Below are 20323 nucleotides of genomic sequence, written 5' to 3' on the forward strand. Positions count from 1 at the left end.
TAATGTAGGTAGGTAAGCTTGAAAGGAGTCACAACCATGCAAGTATTAAAAATTAATCCACGTGGCTATTGCTACGGTGTTGTTGATGCGATGGTCATTGCACGTAACGCCGCACTCGATAAAACATTACCAAGACCTATCTACATTTTAGGGATGATTGTGCACAATAAACATGTTACAGATGCCTTTGAAGAGGATGGTATCATTACACTAGATGGTGATAATCGCTTAGAAATTATTGAACAGGTTGAAACAGGCACTGTTATTTTCACAGCACATGGTGTTTCACCTGAAATTCGTGAAATTGCGAAACGCAAAGGCCTAGTATCCATTGATGCTACATGTCCTGACGTAACAGTAACACACGATTTAATTCGTGAAAAATCAGCTGAAGGCTATGATATTATTTATATCGGTAAGAAAGGTCATCCAGAGCCAGAGGGTGCAATTGGTGTTGCTCCAGACCATGTTCATTTAGTACAATCTTCATCGGATATCGATGCATTAAACTTAACGAATGATAAATTGCTCGTCACGAACCAAACGACTATGAGTCAATGGGACGTTGCACATTTAATGGATAGTTTAAAAGAAAAGTTCCCACATATCGAAGTTCATAAAGAAATTTGTTTAGCGACACAAGTGCGTCAAGAAGCAGTTGCGAAACAAGCAGGGGAAGCTGATTTACTAATTGTTGTTGGTGATCCAAAATCCAATAACTCAAACCGTCTTACACAAGTATCAGTAGAAATTGCTGGCACACCTTCGTATCGTATTGCAGACGTTTCGGAACTTAAAATTGATTGGCTAAAAGGAATTAATACTGTTGCTGTCACTGCCGGTGCCTCAACACCAACGCCTATTGTAAAAGAGGTTATTACTTTCCTTGAGCAATTCGATGAAAATGACGAAACAACGCATACGATCCAACGTACGGTGACACTTGATAAAATTTTACCAAAAATTAAAACGCCTAAACCTGTCGATAAAATTATGCCTTACTAATGGACTTAGGGCGATGTTAAAAGTACTTGAACAAAACGAAAAAGTGTTAGATTGTTTGTCATCAATCTAACACTTTTTTGCTGCACCGTTGTTGTCCGCTTCGGCGCTGCTTTCCGCCCTGCACAGTAAGCCCCAACCTTCGCTAACGCGCAGGTTTGTTACGTCTTACGGTGTGTGCGTTCTGAGCAGGAGTCATCGTCATCGCCTTCGCTACCAACAACTAGTGAAAACTATTTTTTTGCAAATAACAGCTAAGTTCCTATAATAGCAAAAATTTACGAACACCTTTCCTCTGTTCCTTAAATTTTTTTAGTTTTGTCCCAGTTTCTTTCTTGCTTTCCAGCTCTAAGCTATGACAGGCGCTTTCCGCTCTGCACATCTTAGTGTCATTTACTAAAATAATAATTAATTGGGCGACCAATGCCACCGTAATGGACATCCATCGTAATTTCCTGTTGTTTTTCTAAATAATCTAAATAACGTCTTGCTGTTACCCGCGCAATGCCCACTCCACTGGCAACATCTTCTGCTGATGCACCATCCACTGATTGTAAATAATGGACCACTTTTTCAAGTGTTGCTCGATTAAAGCCTTTCGGCAACGTTTTTTCAGACTTTTCTTCATTTGCTAGCTCACGCTTTTCTTGTTCATTATAATAATGGAATAACTGATCGAGCTCTCCTTGTGTAAATTCTCTTTCTGTTTGCATTTGTTGCTTAAAGCGCTTATAATTTTCCAGCGTTCCTTGTACGCGCTCAAATGAAAAAGGCTTCATGATATAATCGAAGACACCAAGATGTAAAACTTGTTTAACTGTTTCCATATCATTGGCTGCTGTTACGGTAATAACGTCGACTGGTATTTTCAATTCTCGAATTTTCCGCAAGCTTGTTAGGCCATCCTGCTCTGGCATAAAAATATCCATAAATACAAGGTCTGGTTGTAGCGAACAAATTTGCTCTATGCCCTCTACGCCGTTTGAGGCTTGTCCTATTACCTCAAATCCGGCTACTTTTTCGATGAATTGACGGTTTACTTCCCGCACCATCGGATCGTCCTCTATTAATAACACGTTTATTTGTGTCACGGTCAAGCCCTCCATATACTCTAGTACAACTCATTAGCGAAAAAATCGCTGTATATTAAGAATGATAAAATGTTAATAAAAAGCTCGTCCCTTTGTTCGGCTCACTTATTACTTCAATTTCACCCTGTCCTTTTTGGACAATTTCTTTTATTAAATATAGTCCAATCCCTCGACCTTTTTTTTCTTTAGTCGAATAGCCATTATCAAAAATATGTGCCTTTACTGCCTCTGACATGCCGACACCGTTATCCGTTACTAATATTGCCAGTACATCTTCATCTTCATCCACCGAAATATGCACAACCTTTTCTTCCATCGGACTATCCTTTAATGCATCAAAGGCATTTTCGATTAGATTCCCAAAAATAATAACAAAATCATGATGATCTAAGTTTTTCGGAAAGGTTGTCAGACGACTAGCTCTGTCTATTTCAAGTATAATCCCATGCTCTTTCGCATGAGCAATTTTACTGAGCAATAGACCCGAAATATTTTCATTTTTAATGCGCTCATTTAAAAACTTCGTAATTTCATCATGTTCTTCTTTTACTTGCGTTAAGTACGTAAGTGCCTGATCATAATGGCCAAGCTGTAAAAGCCCCGCAATCGTATGCAATTTATTTTTATGTTCATGCGTTTGGACACGTAATGCCTGTACAAACGCCTTTACACCTGTAAGTTCTTCGGCTAGCTTTTTCACTTCTGTACGATCCTTGAACATAGCCACCGCACCAACGGTTTCACCATTCACCTGTATAGGAATACGATTGCTCATAATACTATGATTATTGATATAAAGTTCACGATTATATAGTGGGCGATCTAGCGCTAATATTTCGGGTAGACGTGTATCCGGTAATACTTCGAAGATTTTTTTGCCTATTAATGCCGAAGGTCGTTGTGCTACGCCTAATATATCACATGCTTTTTCATTAAAAATTGTAATTGTAAATTCCTTATCAATAGCAATAATTCCCTCATGCATTGCGTTAAATGTTTCCGTTCGTTCCACATACATTTTAGCAATTTCGTGTGGTTCTAATCCAAACATTTGCTTTTTCATATGTCGCCCTAATGTTTGAGCACCCCATGCACTAAATAACAATGACATGACTAATGTAATGATTAGTTCTTTTTGTATAGACGATAGTAGCTCGTTAACCGTTAACACACTAAACCCTACAATCACTACGCCAATTTGACGTCCGTCATGATTCATAATCGGGACAAAAGCACGCACCATATCGCCATGTTCACCATGCGCGATTGATGTATAATAATGTTCCGAAAATGCCGCGTTTAAATCACCTGACTGTGATATGGTCCCTATTTCTTCAGAGTTCGGATGGGAATACTTGCGTCGTTGCATATCGAGAACCACTATATACTGTGCTCCGTTAATATCGCGAATTTCTTCCACAACAGGATTAATATGTTTAGTTGCTTCAAAAAAATCGCTGTTTGCAATGGCCGATTTTAATTCTGGTAACTGTGACACGGTTTTTGCTACCAATAACGCCTGTTCTGCTAACTTTTCTTTTTGCTCGTTCATAACAAACCCTAGTAAAAACGTACCACCAATACTAAAGGAAAGCATGAGTATAAAAAAAGTAAGAGACATGATCTTTCCCTTCATTGATAATTTTTGAAATTTCAATATCATTGCCTCCTTCTTACTATGTATTAGCTTTCTCCTATGTTAGAATAACAAAAACATGTGAAAATACGAATCAATTGGGTGTATTATATGAAAAATTTTATTTTTGGAACGATTGCCACTGTTTTAGTTTTAACGATTGTATTTAGTATACAGCAAGGATTTTTGTTTTCGAAAACCCTTCCGTATGATGATGAACAAAAAGGACTCGACAAACAAATTACGATCCATTTAAGTCATGTTGTAGCGGAAAATACGCCGAAAGGACAAGCCGCAACTAAATTTGCAGAACTTGTTGAAGAAAAAACAAATGGTAAGGTTAAAGTACATGTCTATCCTAATGCCTCGCTATATAATGATGAAAATGAATTCCAAGCGTTACAAGATGGAAAAGTTGAAATGATTATCCCTACTTTTTCTAAAATGACTTCTTACGTACCAGACTGGCAAGTACTTGATCTACCCTATCTTTTTCATACAGATGATGAAGTACTTGAAGTGTTGACAGGACCCATCGGTGAGCAATTACTAGATGAACTGAAGCCTTTTAATGTTCGCGGCCTCGGTTTTTGGCATAATGGCTTTAAACATTTAACTGCCGAGCGTCCAATCCATACATTTGAGGATTTACAAGGGTTACGCATACGTACCATGCCAAGCAAAACACTTGAAAAACAATTCAGCTTAGTAGGTGCAACGCCAGTATCGATTTCCTTTAGTGAAATTTTTACTGACCTTGAAGCACACGCTATCGATGCACAAGAGAACACGGCATCTAATATTTTTTCCAAGGGCTTTTACAAAGTGCAAAAAAATATGACATTAACTAAACATGGTATTTTAGGTTATTCGGTTTTAATGAATGAAAAATTTTGGGAACAGCTACCACCCAAAGTGCAAAAACAACTAATGGAAGCGATGAGAGAAACAACTGACTGGCAATTTAAACAAGCAGTTCTTATGAACGGCAATGATTTACGTAAACTACAACAAGAGAACGATTTTGAAATTTACACAATGAGTGATGCAGAACGACAACGTTTTCAAGAAAAACTAGCCCCTGTCTATGATTTCTATCAAGCAGATGTCAAACAGCATCATATACTATCTGAAATCCAAAAAATTGTTTCTCCCTAAACCTTTTGGTCATTTTGGCTAAATCCTCACTTTTCGTGAGGATTTTTTCTTTTGTATTATAATAGATTCAATAATTTATAATCTACTATAAAACAGCCTTTACCCCTTGATATTACTAACTTCCCAACTATCGAAACGAAAAATGAACAAAATGAACAATAGAAACTTTACGGTCATAAAAACTATTGTCGGAAAATTTCAGCTATGATAACCACATGAAAGCGTTCACAAAGTATACATTTTTCAAGGGGGAAGTATTATGCGTATAAATTTTAAAAACTTAACGGTACAAGTGCTGATTGCCATCGTACTCGGTATTATTGTTGGAGCCGCATTCCCAGAGTTCGGTGCTAGCTTAAAAATATTAGCTGATATATTTATTAAATTAATTAAGATGTTAATTGCACCTATTATTTTCTTAACTGTCGTTATCGGAATTGGTAGCATGGGCGATGTGAAAAAGGTCGGAAAAATTGGTGGGAAAGCATTAATTTATTTTGAAATTGTCTCTACTTTCGCACTTGCGATTGGCTTACTTGTAGTAAATATTATTCAACCTGGTAAAGGATTTAATACAGATGCAGCCAATGCTGCAGATGTTGCGCAATATACAGAGCAAGCTGCTGCTGCTGAGCATGGATTTGGCGCATTTATTATGCAAATTATCCCTGATAATGTTGTTGGCGCACTAGCAAATGGCGAGTTATTGCCTGTCTTATTTTCTGCAGTATTATTCGGTTTAGCTGCTGCTGCTATAGGTGAACCAGCAAAACCTGTTATCAAATTTTTTGAACAAGTTGCAGATATTTTCTTTAAAATTGTCAATATGGTAATGAAAATTTCTCCAATTGGTGCATTTGGTGCGATGAGTTACACAATTGGGAACTTCGGTTTAAAATCACTTGGTAATCTAGGTTTCTTAATGCTGTCTGTGTACATTACAATGTTCCTATTTATAGTTGTCATTATTGGTTTAATTACACGTTATTTTGGCTTTAGTATTTTTAAATTCATTAAATATATTAAAGATGAAATCTTTATCGTTATCGGTACTTCTTCTTCTGAATCTGCGCTACCTTCCATGATGCGCAAATTAGAAAATTACGGTTGTTCGAAACAAGTAGTTGGACTTGTTATTCCAACAGGTTACTCTTTTAACTTGGACGGTACTTCCATTTATTTATCCATGGCGGCTATTTTTATTGCCCAAGCTTATGGAGTAGATTTAGATATTTGGCATCAGCTTACTTTACTAGCCATTTTAATGTTAACTTCTAAAGGAGCTGCCGGTGTCACAGGCTCAGGCTTTATTACGCTAGCTGCAACACTTGCTGCATTCCCGATGATTCCTGTAGAAGGTATTGCTCTGTTAATAGGTGTAGACCGCTTTATGTCAGAGGCTCGTGCTGTCACTAACCTAATTGGTAACGGTGTAGCAACAGTTGTCGTATCGAAGATGGAAAAAGAATTTGATACGGACCAAGAAAAACGCGCTCTTTCAGGTGAAATGATTCACAACGCTTAAACATAAAACATCCAATCTACTTGTAAAGTTAGTAGATTGGATGTTTTTTTATAGTAAGTCAATCCTTTTGCAAGTTAACTTCCACAACTCCGTGTTTTATGAAATTTTTTAGTCAAACGAATCAGAAAAGCACTTACTATTGCTATCCCCAAAAACGACGTCACTAAAAAAACGATTGGGGAACCTATAAAAACGAACAGCACATCAGTATGACTTTCTGCTATATATCTCTCCCCTAGTTTTACCTTTCCGAAAATCTCTTTACTATATGACCATCCATACATAATGAAAATGAATAGTATATGTATGAATAACGAACAAAAAAATGCTTGCACAGCCGTTTTCATCATAAACTTTTCCTAGTTAGCTGATACATAGGAAAGAATGTACACCAAATCATCAATTTTTCCACTTCCCTTTTCTATGGAATAAACAACTAGTTTAACATAAAAAGAAAAACCGTAACGCCTTCATTAGTAGCAAGAAGTTCGGTTTATCTTTTCTCTAAAAGGTTAAATATGTTCAAAATGGTTACTTTATTTCTCCTTCCAACACTTCAATTACTTCTTTTAGCGTATTGATTGTGCCGACATTGCCAGGGAAAATGATGTAAGATGAATCGGGGAATTTGCTTTCTTGTCCTATTTTCCATACGGGAATTCCGGGTTTTATTTGGCCAGCTACTGTCGCACGCTTAACCGATAGTCCAATTGTACCCACGCTTGAAGAAGTAATTCCGCCTTTTGCAACAATGTATTTTGGCTGTACCTGTAAATTGTAAACAATACTTGTCACAGCATTTGAAATTTTAACAGCTAATTGAAGTTCGTTTTCACCTTGATTTTCTCCTAAATCTAGCCTCTCGCGACGAGTGTAATACACAACGGATTTACCTGCTCTGATTAGCTCTTCGCAAGTAGTGCGAACACGTTGAACCTCTTGTTGAAACTTCTCATCATCATGCACAAGATGAACATCAAGCTCTACCCCTGTGACAAGACCACTATCCAGAAGTGCGTATAATTGGTCTGTTGTTTTTTGCACATGGGAACCAACTACAATCAGTCCCCCGCTGGACGACTTATCTGTCAGCAGCTCATCTCTTGATAAAAGCGGCTTATCCGAAATACCGCCTAAAACTTTTGTTAAAGAAGCGGCACTCCTAAAAATATATGATTTCCCTGCTTTCATGACTTGCAGCAAGGCAGTAACAAATATTTCAACATCGCTATAAGCTGCTGCATTCACAACAATTTTCCTAAAATTTTTTGCTGCTAGTAATTGCGCTTGTATGGCTTTCAGATTTTGTGAGCGTAAGTCTTCAAGCGTGATATAAATTGTATCTTCTTTTGTATAAGCACCTTTTGTTTTTTCTTCAATCCATTCGCCCAAATGAGAGGAAACAAAACCAAAAGTACGGTCTTTTGCAAATTCAGTTTCACCTGCTGGAACAAGTTCATCTCCATACTGAACATAATGAATATTTTGGATTGTTAAACGACCGCCTTCTTCAAAAAAAGGAATAATAATTTCCCCATCAAACGTTGTATCAGAAATTTCTTCAATTGAAGTTTTCAATGTTTCCGTCTCTAGAGGGTAATGGCCTCGCAATGTGGAATCCCCTCGACTAATCAACACATAAGGCTTTCCTTCTTGCAAAGAAATAGCATGTACACGGTGTGCGATGTCCCGATGGACGACTGCTGTTTCCTCTGCTGAAAAACTGCGGGAGTTTGTTAACAGAAAAAAAACCCGATTCTTTTCGCGAAATCCTTGCTTAATGCTTTCTTCTGTCCAATCCGTATAAACCGAAACACCATGAACGGTTTGAACACCGGTTGGGTCATCATCAAGAACAACGATTTTATGATAAAAACTCCTTAGCTCATCCTTTAATTGAATTTGAATTTGCTTATGATTCGATTCAAGAAGGCTCGAAAACACTTCTGATGTTTTTTTCGTTACCATGATGATTGCCCCTCTCTTGAAACTTCAACATTCGCTAATTTCTCATAATGTTGGACAATGCTTGCGTGATCGAGCCTATCTTTTCCATCTGCCTTTAAACTATAAAAAATTTCTAAAAGTTGCGCCGATAATGGCAGTGGAACAGCTAGCTCATGTGCAGTATTCATTACATTTTTTATATCTTTCAGATTAATGTCGACACGGCCACCCGCTTGAAAGTTTCGATTAAGAATCATTGGCATTTTAGCATCCATTACGGTGCTTCCCGCAAGTCCACCACGAATTGCCTCATACATTTTCTCCACATGAATACCGGCTTTTGTCGCTAACACAAGTGCTTCGGAAATAGCAGCAATATTTAAATTTACGATTATTTGATTGGCTAGCTTTGCTGTCGTGCCACAGCCTGAATCACCAACATGAACGATGTTACTCCCCATATTCCCAAGAATGTCTTTTACCCTTTCAAATACCTCTTCCTTTCCACCAACCATAATTGTCAATGTTCCATCAATTGCTTTTGGCTCCCCACCACTAACTGGTGCATCAAGGAAATGGACGCCTCGATTGGCAGAGAGCTCGAACATATCTTTTGATTCCGACGGTGTGACTGAACTCATGTCGATAATAATCATATCCGGACGAGCACCTTCCATTACCCCATGTTCGCCGAAAATTGCTTGGAAAACATCTGCCCCTTGCGGTAACATTGTAATCACCACATCACTTGTTAATGCTACTTCCTTACTAGAAGCTGCCTTGTTAGCGCCTTCTTGTGCAAGCATATCAACTGTGGTTGTATTTATATCGAATACAGTCACATCATTACCTTTTTTTAAAAGGTTGCGAACCATTGGTGCCCCCATAATGCCCAGTCCAATAAATCCTATTTTTTTCTTCATTTTGACTTCAGCTCCAATCTAGTTGTTTATTAATCAGTGATACATACCTTTTTCGTATCTAAAGCATCGCTATTAAACAAGTAAATTATAACCCTGGTAAAATCCCTTGGAATATGCTGAGAATGTAGACGAATAGTAATACGGTTACACCTGATAAGAAGCCCCCAATAGTCCAAACTCTTATAGTTTCTGTTATAGATAAACGTCCAAATTTACTTACTACCCAGAATCCAGAATCGTTAGGAAGTGATAAACCGACGCCGCCTGCACAAATTGCAAGACCCAGTAAGACTGGCGATACGCCAAGATCCGTCGCTAACGGCCCCATAATTGCAGATGTTGTCACAAGCGCAACCGTGGCAGACCCAAGCGATGCACGAAGAATTTGCGAAAATAAAAATGCAAGCAATAATGCAGGCATGTTAAGCCCTTGCATCATAGCAATTAGTAAATCACCGATGCCTGTCTCTTGAACCACTTTACCAAAGGAACCACCTGCTCCAGTAATAAGGATGACCAAACCACATTGATCAAATGCTTTGGCAAACATGATTTTAGAATCTTCCTTGATGTATGGCTTTAAGGTAAAAATCGCGACAACTAAACTAATTAACAGCGCAACATTTTTATCTCCGATAACGGAAAATATAGTTGGAATGAAATGTTCTGGGTTGCCTCTGAACAGTAAATTCATGAATGTGTTCGATAAAATCAAAATAATTGGTAAAGCGAGTATGCTAAATGAAAGAACTGTTGAAATTTCTTTTCTGTCAGCAATTGTGCTATTTCCTTCAGACATTTCATAATCATCAAGACGTCCATTATTTGCAATGCGCTTCCCGATAAACTTTCCATACATGACGCCACCTACGAGTACGCCAGGAATGGAAACAAGCAATCCATAAAGAAGAAATACTCCGATATCCGAGCCTGTATGGTCAGCAACCACTAATGGCCCTGGTGTGGGGATAATTAAACTATGGGCAGTAATTAATCCAATCGAAAGAATTGCAACAAAAGTAGAAAGTGCTATTTTTGTTTTAAGGGAAATATTTTGGATTAATTTATGTAAAATAATAAACGCTGCATCAAAGAATACAGGAATTGAAACAGTAATCGATGTCATTGCAATAGCGTAAGGAGATTTTTTCACCCCAAAGACGCTTAGCATCCCAGTAGCAATTTTATTAATGGCCCCTGATGATGCTAAAAATTGACCAAATAATATTCCAAGTCCAATTAAAATACCAACACCAGCTAGTGTATTGCCAAATCCGGTAGCGATAATGCCAGGGATTTCTTTCGCAGGAATGCCTGACAATAAGCCAAGACCAAGGGCAACGACTAAAAGAGAGACGAAGGCATCCCATTTGAATCTAATAATAAGGACAAATAAAACAATTAAAGCAAGAACAAATCCAAAAATGAGTGTATGACCTGTTAACATTGTAGTGTATCCTCCTTAAGTAAAAAGTTAGTTAAGGTGACAACGCTTACATTTTATTTATCATTTACTTCTTCATTCTAGTAACAGCTAATCTTGAACGATTAATGGCTTCTTTTACATGACTCCCTCCGATTGCAACAACCCTTGTAAATAAGGTGTCAATTAAAGCAAGTTGCATGAGGCGACTGACCATCGCATCCGATCGCTTTTCTGTCTCTTGCGCCTGCGTAAGAAGCAACGTATCAGCCATTTGAGCAAGCGTTGTGTTTGAATTCGATGTAATAACAATGACAAATGCTCCATTTTTTTGACTTATTTTCACTACCTCTATAATATTGACCGTTTCTCCGGAATGCGATATGACAATGACAACATCATCTTTACTCATATGGTTCGCATAAATCGCTTGGTAATGTGGATCCTTTACAGCGATTGTCGTACCGCCCATTCTCATAAATTTATGAGCACCATCTTCTGCAATGTTACCTGAAAGACCTTGTCCGAAAAAAAACAACCTGTCTGCTTTTGAGATAATTTGAACCGCTTCTTCCATCTGTTGAACGTTTATTTTTTCTTTTGTCATCGACATCGCTGTAGCAAGCTGATCGGCCATTTTATCGAATACGACATCAGCAAGATCTTCATCCTTAATCTCATTGTAATTCCCTATTGATGTGATACCGTTATTTACTTGTTCTTGAGCAAGCGCTACTTTTAACTCTTGGTAACTAGTATAACCAAGCTTTCTATACAGTCGAACAACACTCGGCTCACTCACCTTGCTCAATAGTGAAAGTTCGTTCATTGATAGCAAAAAAGGTTGCTCATGCATTTTTAGCTGCTCAACTATCTTCCTCTCAGAAATTGTTAGCGAGTTCATTTTGCTATTAATTCTTTCTTCAAAGCTTAACAATTGAAAATCACCTCCTAAATTTATTTGTAATTTTACTACACAAAAAAAGCGTGATACAAGTTTTTTTAGAAAAAAAGACATAATATCGTTATTATTTTTTCAATTACATCATATATATATTAAAAAATGTAGTGAAATTACAAAAAGTGAAATGCCGTTTCACAGGAAGAAATAACATCGATTCGGAGCAGACAGCATGCACAAAGTTAAAATGATTCTCACACACTGAATAATGAAACCTCCAGTCTTGCTTATTCGTATAGTAAGTAAATTGGAGGTTTTTTTATGGCAACATTTACACTTACATATTCCCAAGCATTTGATAGACCGTCAAAGTACCCTATCCTAAATAGTCACCATGAAACAGTTTGTATTCTCCAACCTGTCGAACGTTCCAATATTGTGAAAGTACTGAATGTAGCTGCGCTAGTAGCAACACAACAATCGTTGCCACATCGCTATGAAACGCGCACTACGAAAGGAGAAGCTCTTTTTCAAGTGCGTTCCACATTGTTAACACAAGGTGTAAGCCATCACTTAATCATGCCAGATGGAAGTATGATACCTATTCAGCGAAAAACGGTTCAATTATTGGAATCTTCCTATTCCTTTACAATGGATGGCCTTGTCTTTCGTTTTGAGAAAGACTTTACTTCAACCGCATTTTTATATTGCAATGATGAAAAAATTGCGAGTGCAAGCTTTGTAGATAGTGGGATTCGACGCGAAGGAATTGTCTTTAAGCTGTTTCAATCAGATGATACTTTATTTGTCGCTTTAGTAGCCTCACTTTTTCAATCTCTATTTGCCATAGGTAACTAACGACACATATGCTATAATTTGAGTCATGCTAGATAAATGTGAGGTACAGTATGAACGGTCAAAATCGAAAAAATATTTATCCGGGCCTAGAGGTCAATATTATTCTTAAAAAAGATCAGCGAACAGGTGTTAAAACGAGAGGTATCGTGAAAGATATTTTAACCAACTCCCCGAACCATCCACATGGTATTAAAGTTCGTTTAACAGATGGTCAAATCGGTAGAGTATGTGACATACTACAAAAGTAAGGAACGTATAACAAAAGAGACTGTTCTAATAAAGAACAGTCTCTTTTATTTGAAATTGTGTGAGAATTGTTTGAGTGACTGGCACTCAAATTTGGATTTTCAATTCCTTTACATAGACAGCTGTTCCTGTGATTGAAATATCCAATTCATTGTCTACTTTGTTTACATGAACATGGACGCGACCATCTCGGTCAAGCTCTTGCCCTTGCTCAACAACGAGTGTTTTTGGATATAACACTTCAGGATTAATATACTTTGCATAATATGCTCCCATGACGCCTGAAGCTGTGCCCGTTACGATATCTTGTATTGTTCCAGAGTATGGCGATGAAAAATGTCTAGCATGCATATCTGCCGACTTATCGAATGCTTGTAAACAAAATGGATGCAACGATGCTGTTGGCATTTCTTTTAATATAGACGGAAATGTAGCGGTATGTGGACTCATTTTTTCAAACGAGGCTAAGTGTTGGACAGGTATTAATAAAGTCCATAAGCCTGTGCTTCCATAGACAATGGGTAATTCTGCATGTAATTCATCCTCGTTTAAACCGATCGACTGTGCAAGCGCTGCTTTAGAACCGTTAAAATCTACGAATTGTGGTGCCGCATGTTGCATTGTTATGTATAGCTTTTCCCCTTTTTCTTCCAACAGGATTGGCAATATCCCCGCCTTCGTTTCAATTGTAATGCTTGATTTATTTGCTAAAAACCCTTGTGTTTGTAGAGCATAAATGGTTGCCATTGTGGCGTGTCCACATAAATCCACCTCGTGCCCTGGTGTAAAATAACGGATACGTATGTCTGCTTGATTAGATGGCAAGGCAAAGGCAGTTTCATTAAAGCCTACCATTTTAGCAATCTCTTGCATTTCCTGCTCACTGTATTGGCTTCCTTCCACTACAACCCCAGCAGGATTCCCCTTATTAGGCTCCGTACTAAATGCATCATAATGTTGAACAGTTACTATTTGCATAAACTTCCCCACTTTTTGTTAGAATGTTATCAAGTTATTTGCCAGAACTTTTTTATAATGAATTCTGCTACCTTTATCATAATGCATTTGATGATCCTATGGAGAAGTTTCTTTGAATTTTCATAATTGTTTGGGTGACTGGCACTAGCATACTGGTGTATGCTAGTGAAAGCTTAGCGAATGGTTTTTAAAGCATTCGCCCATGGAATAACTTGATCGAGCATTTGGTTCACTGAATCGGCTTGCACCTCTTTTGGCTTAAATACTGTGCCATTTTCAAAATCTGTGAATAACGAAAGTGCAGGATGTACACGAACATCTGCTACTAATAATTCACCAAGAATTCCGCGTAAATGTTCTGCGGCACGAGCACCACCTACAGAACCGTAAGACACAATACCTGCTGCCTTATTATTCCATTCTTGACGTAAATAATCTAAAGCGTTTTTAAGTGCTCCTGAAATAGAGTGATTATATTCTTGCACAATAAATACAAAACCATCACATGCAGCAACCCTTTGTGACCACGCAGTTGCGCCGGAAGCATCGCCACCTGGCTCTCCTAAAAGGGGTAGTTTGAATTCAGCAATATCAATAATTTCATATTCTGCATCACGGCGTTTTTCAGCTATTTCCTTTACCCACTGCCCCACTTGTGGGCTTAACCGTCCTTCACGTGTGCTACCTAAAATAATCCCAATTTTCAACATTTCTATTCCTCCTTAATGTATTTATTTAAACTCAAATAACAGCCTGTAAAACTCGGTCTCTTAGCCATGGTGTGCAAGAAAACAGCACTTTATTCATAACATTACGGATAAAACGGGCTTGAAATTTTCAAATTAAGATATAAACATTGCGTGCACATTTATCTTGGAGTTATCTACTTTGGAGTTGATTATCTTTAATTCGAGATAAAATTATCATATCTATCTTGCATTTGTCAATAAAAAAATTGTATTTTTTTGTTTTTAAACCAATGTATACCAAATTGAAATACTAAAAAAGAGAAACAATTTGCTGCATTGTTTCTCTTTTAATTGTCATTTTATTTTTATCGGGCGTTCCAAAGCCATAAGTTCTTCGTCCAGCGCTGATAATTGACTTTCCACTACATATTTTGCATCTGAAATGGCTGCATTATAAATATATGGAGCAATATTCTCTTTTACAAAATCCAATACCCTTTCTGCCTCAAAATCGGAAATATCCTCTTCACGTTGATTATAGAAAAAGCGTTGTATATCGGCAATGATTTGTTCTTGTTGCTCCTTAGTTAAACGGATAAACACATTTCGCCACTCCCCTCTGCATTGCGTTACATCAAGTATAGACGAAGGTAGAAATTTGTATAGTGAATTTTTATCACATTTAAAATGTAAGTGGTCATGAAGCCCTGGAACACCAGAACAATGATCCACCGTTTCGCTTCTCTTACATAAATGGATTCAAATTTATACTTCGATCACAAACACTTACAAGCCTTTCATCATGCGTTGCAATAATCACACTAGCACCGTTTTCACTACACTTTCTTAGTAGATTAATAATGACTTCTCTGTTCGTTTGATCAAGTGATGCTGTTGGTTCATCCGCATAGATAATTGAAGCCTTCTTATAAATTGCACGCGCTACGCCTAGTCGTTGTTTTTCTCCTCCTGATAACACAGCCGCCATTTCCTGACCTCTTCCCCCAAGTCCAACCGTATGTAGAATTTCCTCCACAATCTTTGCCTTTGCTTGTTGCTTATTTAATGTCACGTTATAACTAATGTTTTCATCCTCAATAATCCCATAATCTTGATAAATAAATGCCGCTTTTTCTTTCCAAAAACTTGTTTTTTCTTTTTCCTTCCATTTACTAGCATTTTGATTTTCTATTAGGATGTCCCCGCTATTAACTGATTGGATAAGCCCTAAGCAATTTAAGAGTGTTGTTTTGCCACTACCAGATGGACCGGTAATAGCAATCATTTCATTCGGGTTGATCTCTAAGGAAATATTAGAAAAAATCGTTTTTCCATTAATTTCAATGCCAATTTTTTTTGTTTGAATAATCATATCAATTACTCCTTTAGTACATTTAATTGTACCGATGACTCGTACGATAAAAAGCTTGTTTTGCGGATTTCTTAAAAGAAAGGTAACTTCCTATCCAATATAAAATACCGACAAGCAAAGCAGATGAAAGTAATACGCTAAGTTGCACGTGGTGTACCATATAACCAATTATAGAACTGACAATTGTTGTTAGTATGATTATAAATAATTGTCGCTTTAAAACCGGTCCAACAATCGATGTGTATGGTAAACCAAAGGTATGCAAGGTGAAAATACGTTTTACATTCGTGCCTGCCCAAAGCCTACCATTCAATACACCAGTCATAAACATAGTTACTAAAATAAGCATACCCGCTACAATATAATAGACGTATTGCTGTTTAAACCTTTGCGCAGTTTCCAAAGCAACGTCCGCAATTCCATTAATCGAAGTGATATAGGGTTGCATTACCGAATTAGCTAAAGCTGCTTGTAAATGATTCTGATCAAAAAAAACGATATTTCCACTAGAAGCTAAAGATAATAAAAACCCTTTTGTCTTTACAATGTCTGTTAGATGACCATCTATCAATAGAACCAACGGATTTTCTGCTTGCACTGTTTCACCTGCCAAACCAACATTTGGTGGTAATGCAAGAAATTTTGTTCCCTTATATTCATAAAAAGTTAAACCTTGGGCTGGATAGACATCATTATGTTTCGTCCATAGCGGAATTTGACCTTCTAAAAACGAAGCCAATTCAAATGGTAAATCTTCAACATCCTTTACAATGAGTTTCCCGCCCTTGCCTTCTGTTTCCACACCTATTTCTAGCAAATCAATCCAAGCACGATCTGTTATAATAATATGATCATAGCCACCCATTCGATATGGCTCTAAGAAAATCGCTTTATCAATAACTAAAGAAAGACTTAAATTATTAGCCTCTTGCATTTTAGAAAAAAAGTCTTCTACATCGGGAAGTACCGCCTCTTGTTCTAATGAATCCAAGCCAATCATTGTTAGTCGAACAACATTTTGCATTTTGTCCCAAAGCGAATAGTCTTTCGACAGTTGATTAGTTATTAGTAAAGAGGTGATGATGGTCGGTATAACAATTAGCGATAAAATCATAACAAGTACCTGACTTAGCTTTCCCATTACGGAAAACCGCTTCAACGGAATTTGTCTTTTCGCTATATGGGCAGCTTTTGGGCTAGCAATTAGCGTAAGCAATGCTGTGATGATGGCAACGCCAATTAAGAATAGTATTAGACAAAGTAGTAGAGGATTCAATACGAATGGAATTTGTCGAATGTCCTTTACTACACCTACATAGCCTAATGAAATGAACAAACCTAACAAAAATCCGACAAAGATAAAAGATAAAATTGTCGTTGTATCCTCCACATGGATTTTCCTTATTTTGACACCGCCTAATAATCGAATAGACCTTGCTTTTGCGTGTTGAAATATCCACGTACTAATTGTCGTTACTAATAACAGCAAGGAAGCGAGCACTGCATTTCCTATACCATTTTGAAATAAGAATGCATAAACTACTGTAAGTATCGATGGTTCTTGAACAAATAAAATCCTAATTTGATGCTGTTGCGCCCAATGTTTCAGTGCTTCTTGAAAATCTTTTCCAGCGTTAAAAGCATAGGTGCCAGATAAAGAACGGGTGCCTATATCTGCAGTTGAAAGCAATTCACCTGTTAAAGAAGATTCGAACCACTTAATCGTATTCTGCTCTATAAGCAAGCCATGAAATGCTGGTTTAGCTGTACCAAAATAAATAATATCTTTTTTATTGTCATAGTTTTCTGGGTCAACAGAAGTTTTGACTACGATTGCTTTATATTGATCTGTTAGTTGATTAAGCTCCTCAACCAATTTATCTTTTGCAATAGTGGTTTCAGCAAGATTTAAATCAAATTGATTCGTAGTGCCTAATGGCAACCGCTGTTGGACAAGTGACGTATATTGAAAAATAAGCAGAGACAGCATCATTACACAAATTAAAGATGTCAGTTGCACTGCTCTTTTAAGCATAACCACTCCCCCTAAATACTTAATTGAGAAGCTTGGAAAGCCTACTGCGAAAGACATTCCAAGCCTCTAAAGTATGGAATCTTTAGTAATTAATCGCATACTCGGTAGTAATATTGATCAACGTGGCGAGGATGCTGTACTGCCCAAAGTTCAGCAATAGATCTTTCGCCTGCTCTAGTATCAATTGATCTAGATTGATTACCATTCAATTCTACTGTGCTTCCATGACAGCGATCCACAGTGTAGTATGAACGAACTTTAGCATTCCAAAATCCATACTCCCAAGTGCCACCTTCATGTGGATATTGTGTGATTGGTCCTGGTGCTAGCCATTTACGAGAAATGTCTCTTCGGTTGAATTGATCACTTTGTGTTGCCTCAGTTGATGTTGCAACAATTAAAGGATCCTGAATAGTATTATGAGACACTGCATAAACCCCAGATGGCAACAATAATAATGCCACCAATGCTAACACTATTATTTTCATCCTTACAGTTTTATTGGCTAACATAATACTCACCTCCTTTCATTTAACTATTGAATATTTACATAAATCTATAAACTATTTTTTGAAAGTTTATCAAGTATAGAACAAGGAAGAATTTATTGAATGACCATTTATTATTTTTAATTTAATGTATTAAAAATTTAATCGTACTCTTTACTTTTTGATAAATTTATCTCTGTCCATAAATGTGAGAATAGAAAATCCTATTATGCCAAATATCCCAAAAACCGTTATCCAAGTAGGCTGTCTATCATAATTCCTTATTAATGATAGTAACGAAAGCAATATTAGCATTAGATAAACATAAGGCGCTGGAATTTTTTTAATTTTCACCACCTCTTTCCATACAGAAATACTCCTCTAAAAAATAACAGCGATCCACTGTGTAGTACGAATGAACTTAAGCATGCCAAAATCCATATTTCCAATTCCTATATCTAGCATTTTGTTATCGTCAACACTGTTCCACATTCCTACAATTTACATTCTCAATCGATTCTCATTTAATTATTTTTTATATAGCATAAGATAATAGAAAAATCAATATATTTTAAATATTTATATAACAATGAAAAAATAGTAGATTTATCTTTAAGACCATAACAAAAAAACGCAACCTTTAAAGGAACTTCCTTTAAAAGTTGCGTTCAATCATATGCGAATCATACTATTTTTTACATTCAAACGAATAATTTGTTGCTAGAAAGCTCTTTTCTTTTGACACGATGGCTTTGCCTCCATCGTTTTCACATTGCTCCGTCATGGCATCTATTTTTTTCTCATTCATCATATTTGTCATAAGTGTCATACCGCCACCAAACACAGCAATTAGTAAGCCGATAATAATCCATAACTTGCCTGCATTATTCCCAGCAGGTTTCCCATTTGCCACATGTATTCCCCTCTCTTAAACAAATAAAAATGGTTCTGTATGAATAGTCGATTGGACAAATTCTACTCTATATTTTTTTGTCTCACACAATGTTGCCATTTTTTTCGCAACACCTGCAATCATTACTTTTTCAACATGATGACCTGGGTCTACAATTTGCAAACCAATTGCTTGTGCATCCTGTGCCGTATGGAAATACATATCGCCTGTTAAAAACACATCGGCACCTGCACGCTTTGCCGTATAAATATACTTATTTCCATCTCCACCTACTAGTGCAATCTTTCTTACTGTTGACTGCAAATCGCCGACAATACGAACAGTTGGTACATCTAGTTGTTTCTTTACAAACTCTGCAAAGTCTTGTAACAGCATTTCTTTTGGTAAATAGCCAACACGACCTAATCCCATACGATTCGTTTGTTGCTCCAAGCGAATGATATCATACGCAGGCTCCTCATATGGATGGGCATTTAACAGTGCCTTCAATACGCGATTTTTAATGGACGCGGGCAAAACCACTTCCACTTTGACTTCTTCCTCGACATGTAATTCTCCAATAGAACCAACATGCGGATTTGCCCCTTCAAGTGCACGGAAACGCCCTTCTCCACTCGATGTATAACTGCACGCTTCATAACGACCTATTCGACCTGCTCCAGCTTTTGCTAATGCCTCACGCAGCACGTCTGCATCAGCAGTCGGTACAAAAACGGTTAGCTTTAAAACATCCTCAGCATACGTTTCTTCTAAAATAGAACGATTTTCGAGCAGCAATGCATCAGCTAATAAATCATTGACGCCACCTTCCGCTACATCTAAGTTTGTATGTGCTGCATAGACCGCAATATCATGTTTAATAAGTTTTTCGTATAATTGTCCAGCAGGATTGTCCGTACGTATATTAGCTAGTCGACGGAAAATAGGCGGATGATGCGCTATAATCAGTTCACAGCCTTGGGCAATCGCTTCGTCTGCTACAGCGTCATTCACATCTAATGTCACTAATACTTTGTTTACAGGTTTATTTAACGTTCCAATGGCAAGTCCAATTGGGTCATTCTCCATACACGCAAGATGCTTTGGTGACCATGATTCAAATAGTTGTATAATTTCCTGACCATTTACTGATTTCATG

Annotated in this window: 19 protein-coding genes; 5 read left to right on the plus strand and 14 right to left on the minus strand. The window is 37.2% G+C overall.

What is annotated here, in order from left to right:
• Positions 1-36 precede the first annotated feature (36 nt).
• Positions 37-1005 carry a 4-hydroxy-3-methylbut-2-enyl diphosphate reductase gene (locus MKY08_RS14135; protein ID WP_069513585.1) on the plus strand — a complete coding sequence of 323 codons (969 nt, stop codon included), beginning with the start codon at positions 37-39 and terminating at the stop codon, positions 1003-1005.
• A 386-nt stretch (positions 1006-1391) separates the two neighbouring features.
• Here MKY08_RS14135 and MKY08_RS14140 read toward each other — a convergent pair whose 3' ends face one another.
• Together MKY08_RS14140 and MKY08_RS14145 are read right to left on the minus strand one after the other, a co-directional pair.
• The gene (locus tag MKY08_RS14140) at positions 1392-2093 is read right to left on the minus strand and encodes a response regulator (protein ID WP_069513584.1); all 702 of its coding nucleotides are present in this window, start codon (positions 2091-2093) and stop codon (positions 1392-1394) included.
• Positions 2094-2148: 55 nt separating this feature from the next.
• Positions 2149-3690, minus strand: coding sequence for a sensor histidine kinase (locus tag MKY08_RS14145; RefSeq protein ID WP_176723242.1), 1542 nt, complete (start codon positions 3688-3690; stop codon positions 2149-2151).
• Positions 3691-3840: 150 nt separating this feature from the next.
• Between MKY08_RS14145 and MKY08_RS14150 the strand changes: the two genes are divergently transcribed.
• Together MKY08_RS14150 and MKY08_RS14155 are read left to right on the plus strand one after the other, a co-directional pair.
• Positions 3841-4887, plus strand: coding sequence for a TRAP transporter substrate-binding protein (locus MKY08_RS14150; protein WP_069513582.1), 1047 nt, complete (start codon positions 3841-3843; stop codon positions 4885-4887).
• Between the two features lie 259 nt (positions 4888-5146).
• Complete coding sequence (locus tag MKY08_RS14155) at positions 5147-6412, plus strand: dicarboxylate/amino acid:cation symporter (protein WP_069513580.1); 1266 nt, start codon at positions 5147-5149, stop codon at positions 6410-6412.
• 531 nt (positions 6413-6943) lie between these two features.
• Here MKY08_RS14155 and MKY08_RS14160 read toward each other — a convergent pair.
• The 4 genes from MKY08_RS14160 to MKY08_RS14175 form a co-directional block, all read right to left on the minus strand.
• Positions 6944-8380: a four-carbon acid sugar kinase family protein gene (locus tag MKY08_RS14160; RefSeq protein WP_069513576.1), complete on the minus strand. Its 1437-nt coding sequence runs from the start codon at positions 8378-8380 to the stop codon at positions 6944-6946.
• Complete coding sequence (gene garR / locus MKY08_RS14165) at positions 8374-9282, minus strand: 2-hydroxy-3-oxopropionate reductase (RefSeq protein ID WP_069513574.1); 909 nt, start codon at positions 9280-9282, stop codon at positions 8374-8376. Before garR ends, MKY08_RS14160 begins: the two co-directional genes overlap by 7 nt.
• Before the next feature lie 85 nt (positions 9283-9367).
• Entirely contained in the window at positions 9368-10729 is a 1362-nt protein-coding gene (locus MKY08_RS14170) for a gluconate:H+ symporter (RefSeq protein ID WP_069513573.1), read from the minus strand.
• 64 nt (positions 10730-10793) lie between these two features.
• Complete coding sequence (locus MKY08_RS14175; RefSeq protein ID WP_069513571.1) at positions 10794-11642, minus strand: MurR/RpiR family transcriptional regulator; 849 nt, start codon at positions 11640-11642, stop codon at positions 10794-10796.
• A 285-nt stretch (positions 11643-11927) separates the two neighbouring features.
• Here MKY08_RS14175 and MKY08_RS14180 point away from each other — a divergent pair, with 285 nt between their 5' ends.
• Positions 11928-12464, plus strand: a complete 537-nt coding sequence (locus MKY08_RS14180) for a hypothetical protein (protein WP_069513569.1) — start codon at positions 11928-11930, stop codon at positions 12462-12464.
• 50 nt (positions 12465-12514) lie between these two features.
• Positions 12515-12712, plus strand: a complete 198-nt coding sequence (locus MKY08_RS14185; protein WP_069513567.1) for a YwbE family protein — start codon at positions 12515-12517, stop codon at positions 12710-12712.
• A gap of 85 nt (positions 12713-12797) precedes the next feature.
• Here the strand turns inward: MKY08_RS14185 and MKY08_RS14190 are convergent, their stop codons facing one another.
• From MKY08_RS14190 to MKY08_RS14225, 8 genes are all read right to left on the minus strand, one after another.
• Positions 12798-13688 (minus strand): PhzF family phenazine biosynthesis isomerase, encoded by an 891-nt coding sequence (locus MKY08_RS14190; protein ID WP_069513565.1) that lies wholly within the window; start codon positions 13686-13688, stop codon positions 12798-12800.
• A 173-nt stretch (positions 13689-13861) separates the two neighbouring features.
• The gene (locus MKY08_RS14195; protein ID WP_069513563.1) at positions 13862-14398 is read right to left on the minus strand and encodes an NAD(P)H-dependent oxidoreductase; all 537 of its coding nucleotides are present in this window, start codon (positions 14396-14398) and stop codon (positions 13862-13864) included.
• Between the two features lie 333 nt (positions 14399-14731).
• Positions 14732-14980: a DUF2164 domain-containing protein gene (locus MKY08_RS14200; protein ID WP_069513560.1), complete on the minus strand. Its 249-nt coding sequence runs from the start codon at positions 14978-14980 to the stop codon at positions 14732-14734.
• A gap of 142 nt (positions 14981-15122) precedes the next feature.
• Entirely contained in the window at positions 15123-15749 is a 627-nt protein-coding gene (locus MKY08_RS14205) for an ATP-binding cassette domain-containing protein (protein ID WP_069513557.1), read from the minus strand.
• A gap of 22 nt (positions 15750-15771) precedes the next feature.
• Positions 15772-17784, minus strand: coding sequence for a hypothetical protein (locus MKY08_RS14210; protein WP_069513552.1), 2013 nt, complete (start codon positions 17782-17784; stop codon positions 15772-15774).
• Between the two features lie 89 nt (positions 17785-17873).
• On the minus strand, positions 17874-18296 hold the full coding sequence (locus MKY08_RS14215; RefSeq protein ID WP_256093249.1) for a lactococcin 972 family bacteriocin: 423 nt from the start codon (positions 18294-18296) through the stop codon (positions 17874-17876).
• Between the two features lie 664 nt (positions 18297-18960).
• Positions 18961-19185, minus strand: a complete 225-nt coding sequence (locus MKY08_RS14220; protein ID WP_069513550.1) for a hypothetical protein — start codon at positions 19183-19185, stop codon at positions 18961-18963.
• 15 nt (positions 19186-19200) lie between these two features.
• Positions 19201-20322, minus strand: a complete 1122-nt coding sequence (locus tag MKY08_RS14225; RefSeq protein WP_069513548.1) for a Nif3-like dinuclear metal center hexameric protein — start codon at positions 20320-20322, stop codon at positions 19201-19203.
• Between the last annotated feature and the right edge of the window lies 1 nt (position 20323).

Origin of the sequence: Lysinibacillus sp. FSL M8-0337 (genome assembly GCF_038593855.1) — a bacterium.
Classification (GTDB): domain Bacteria; phylum Bacillota; class Bacilli; order Bacillales_A; family Planococcaceae; genus Lysinibacillus; species Lysinibacillus sphaericus_D.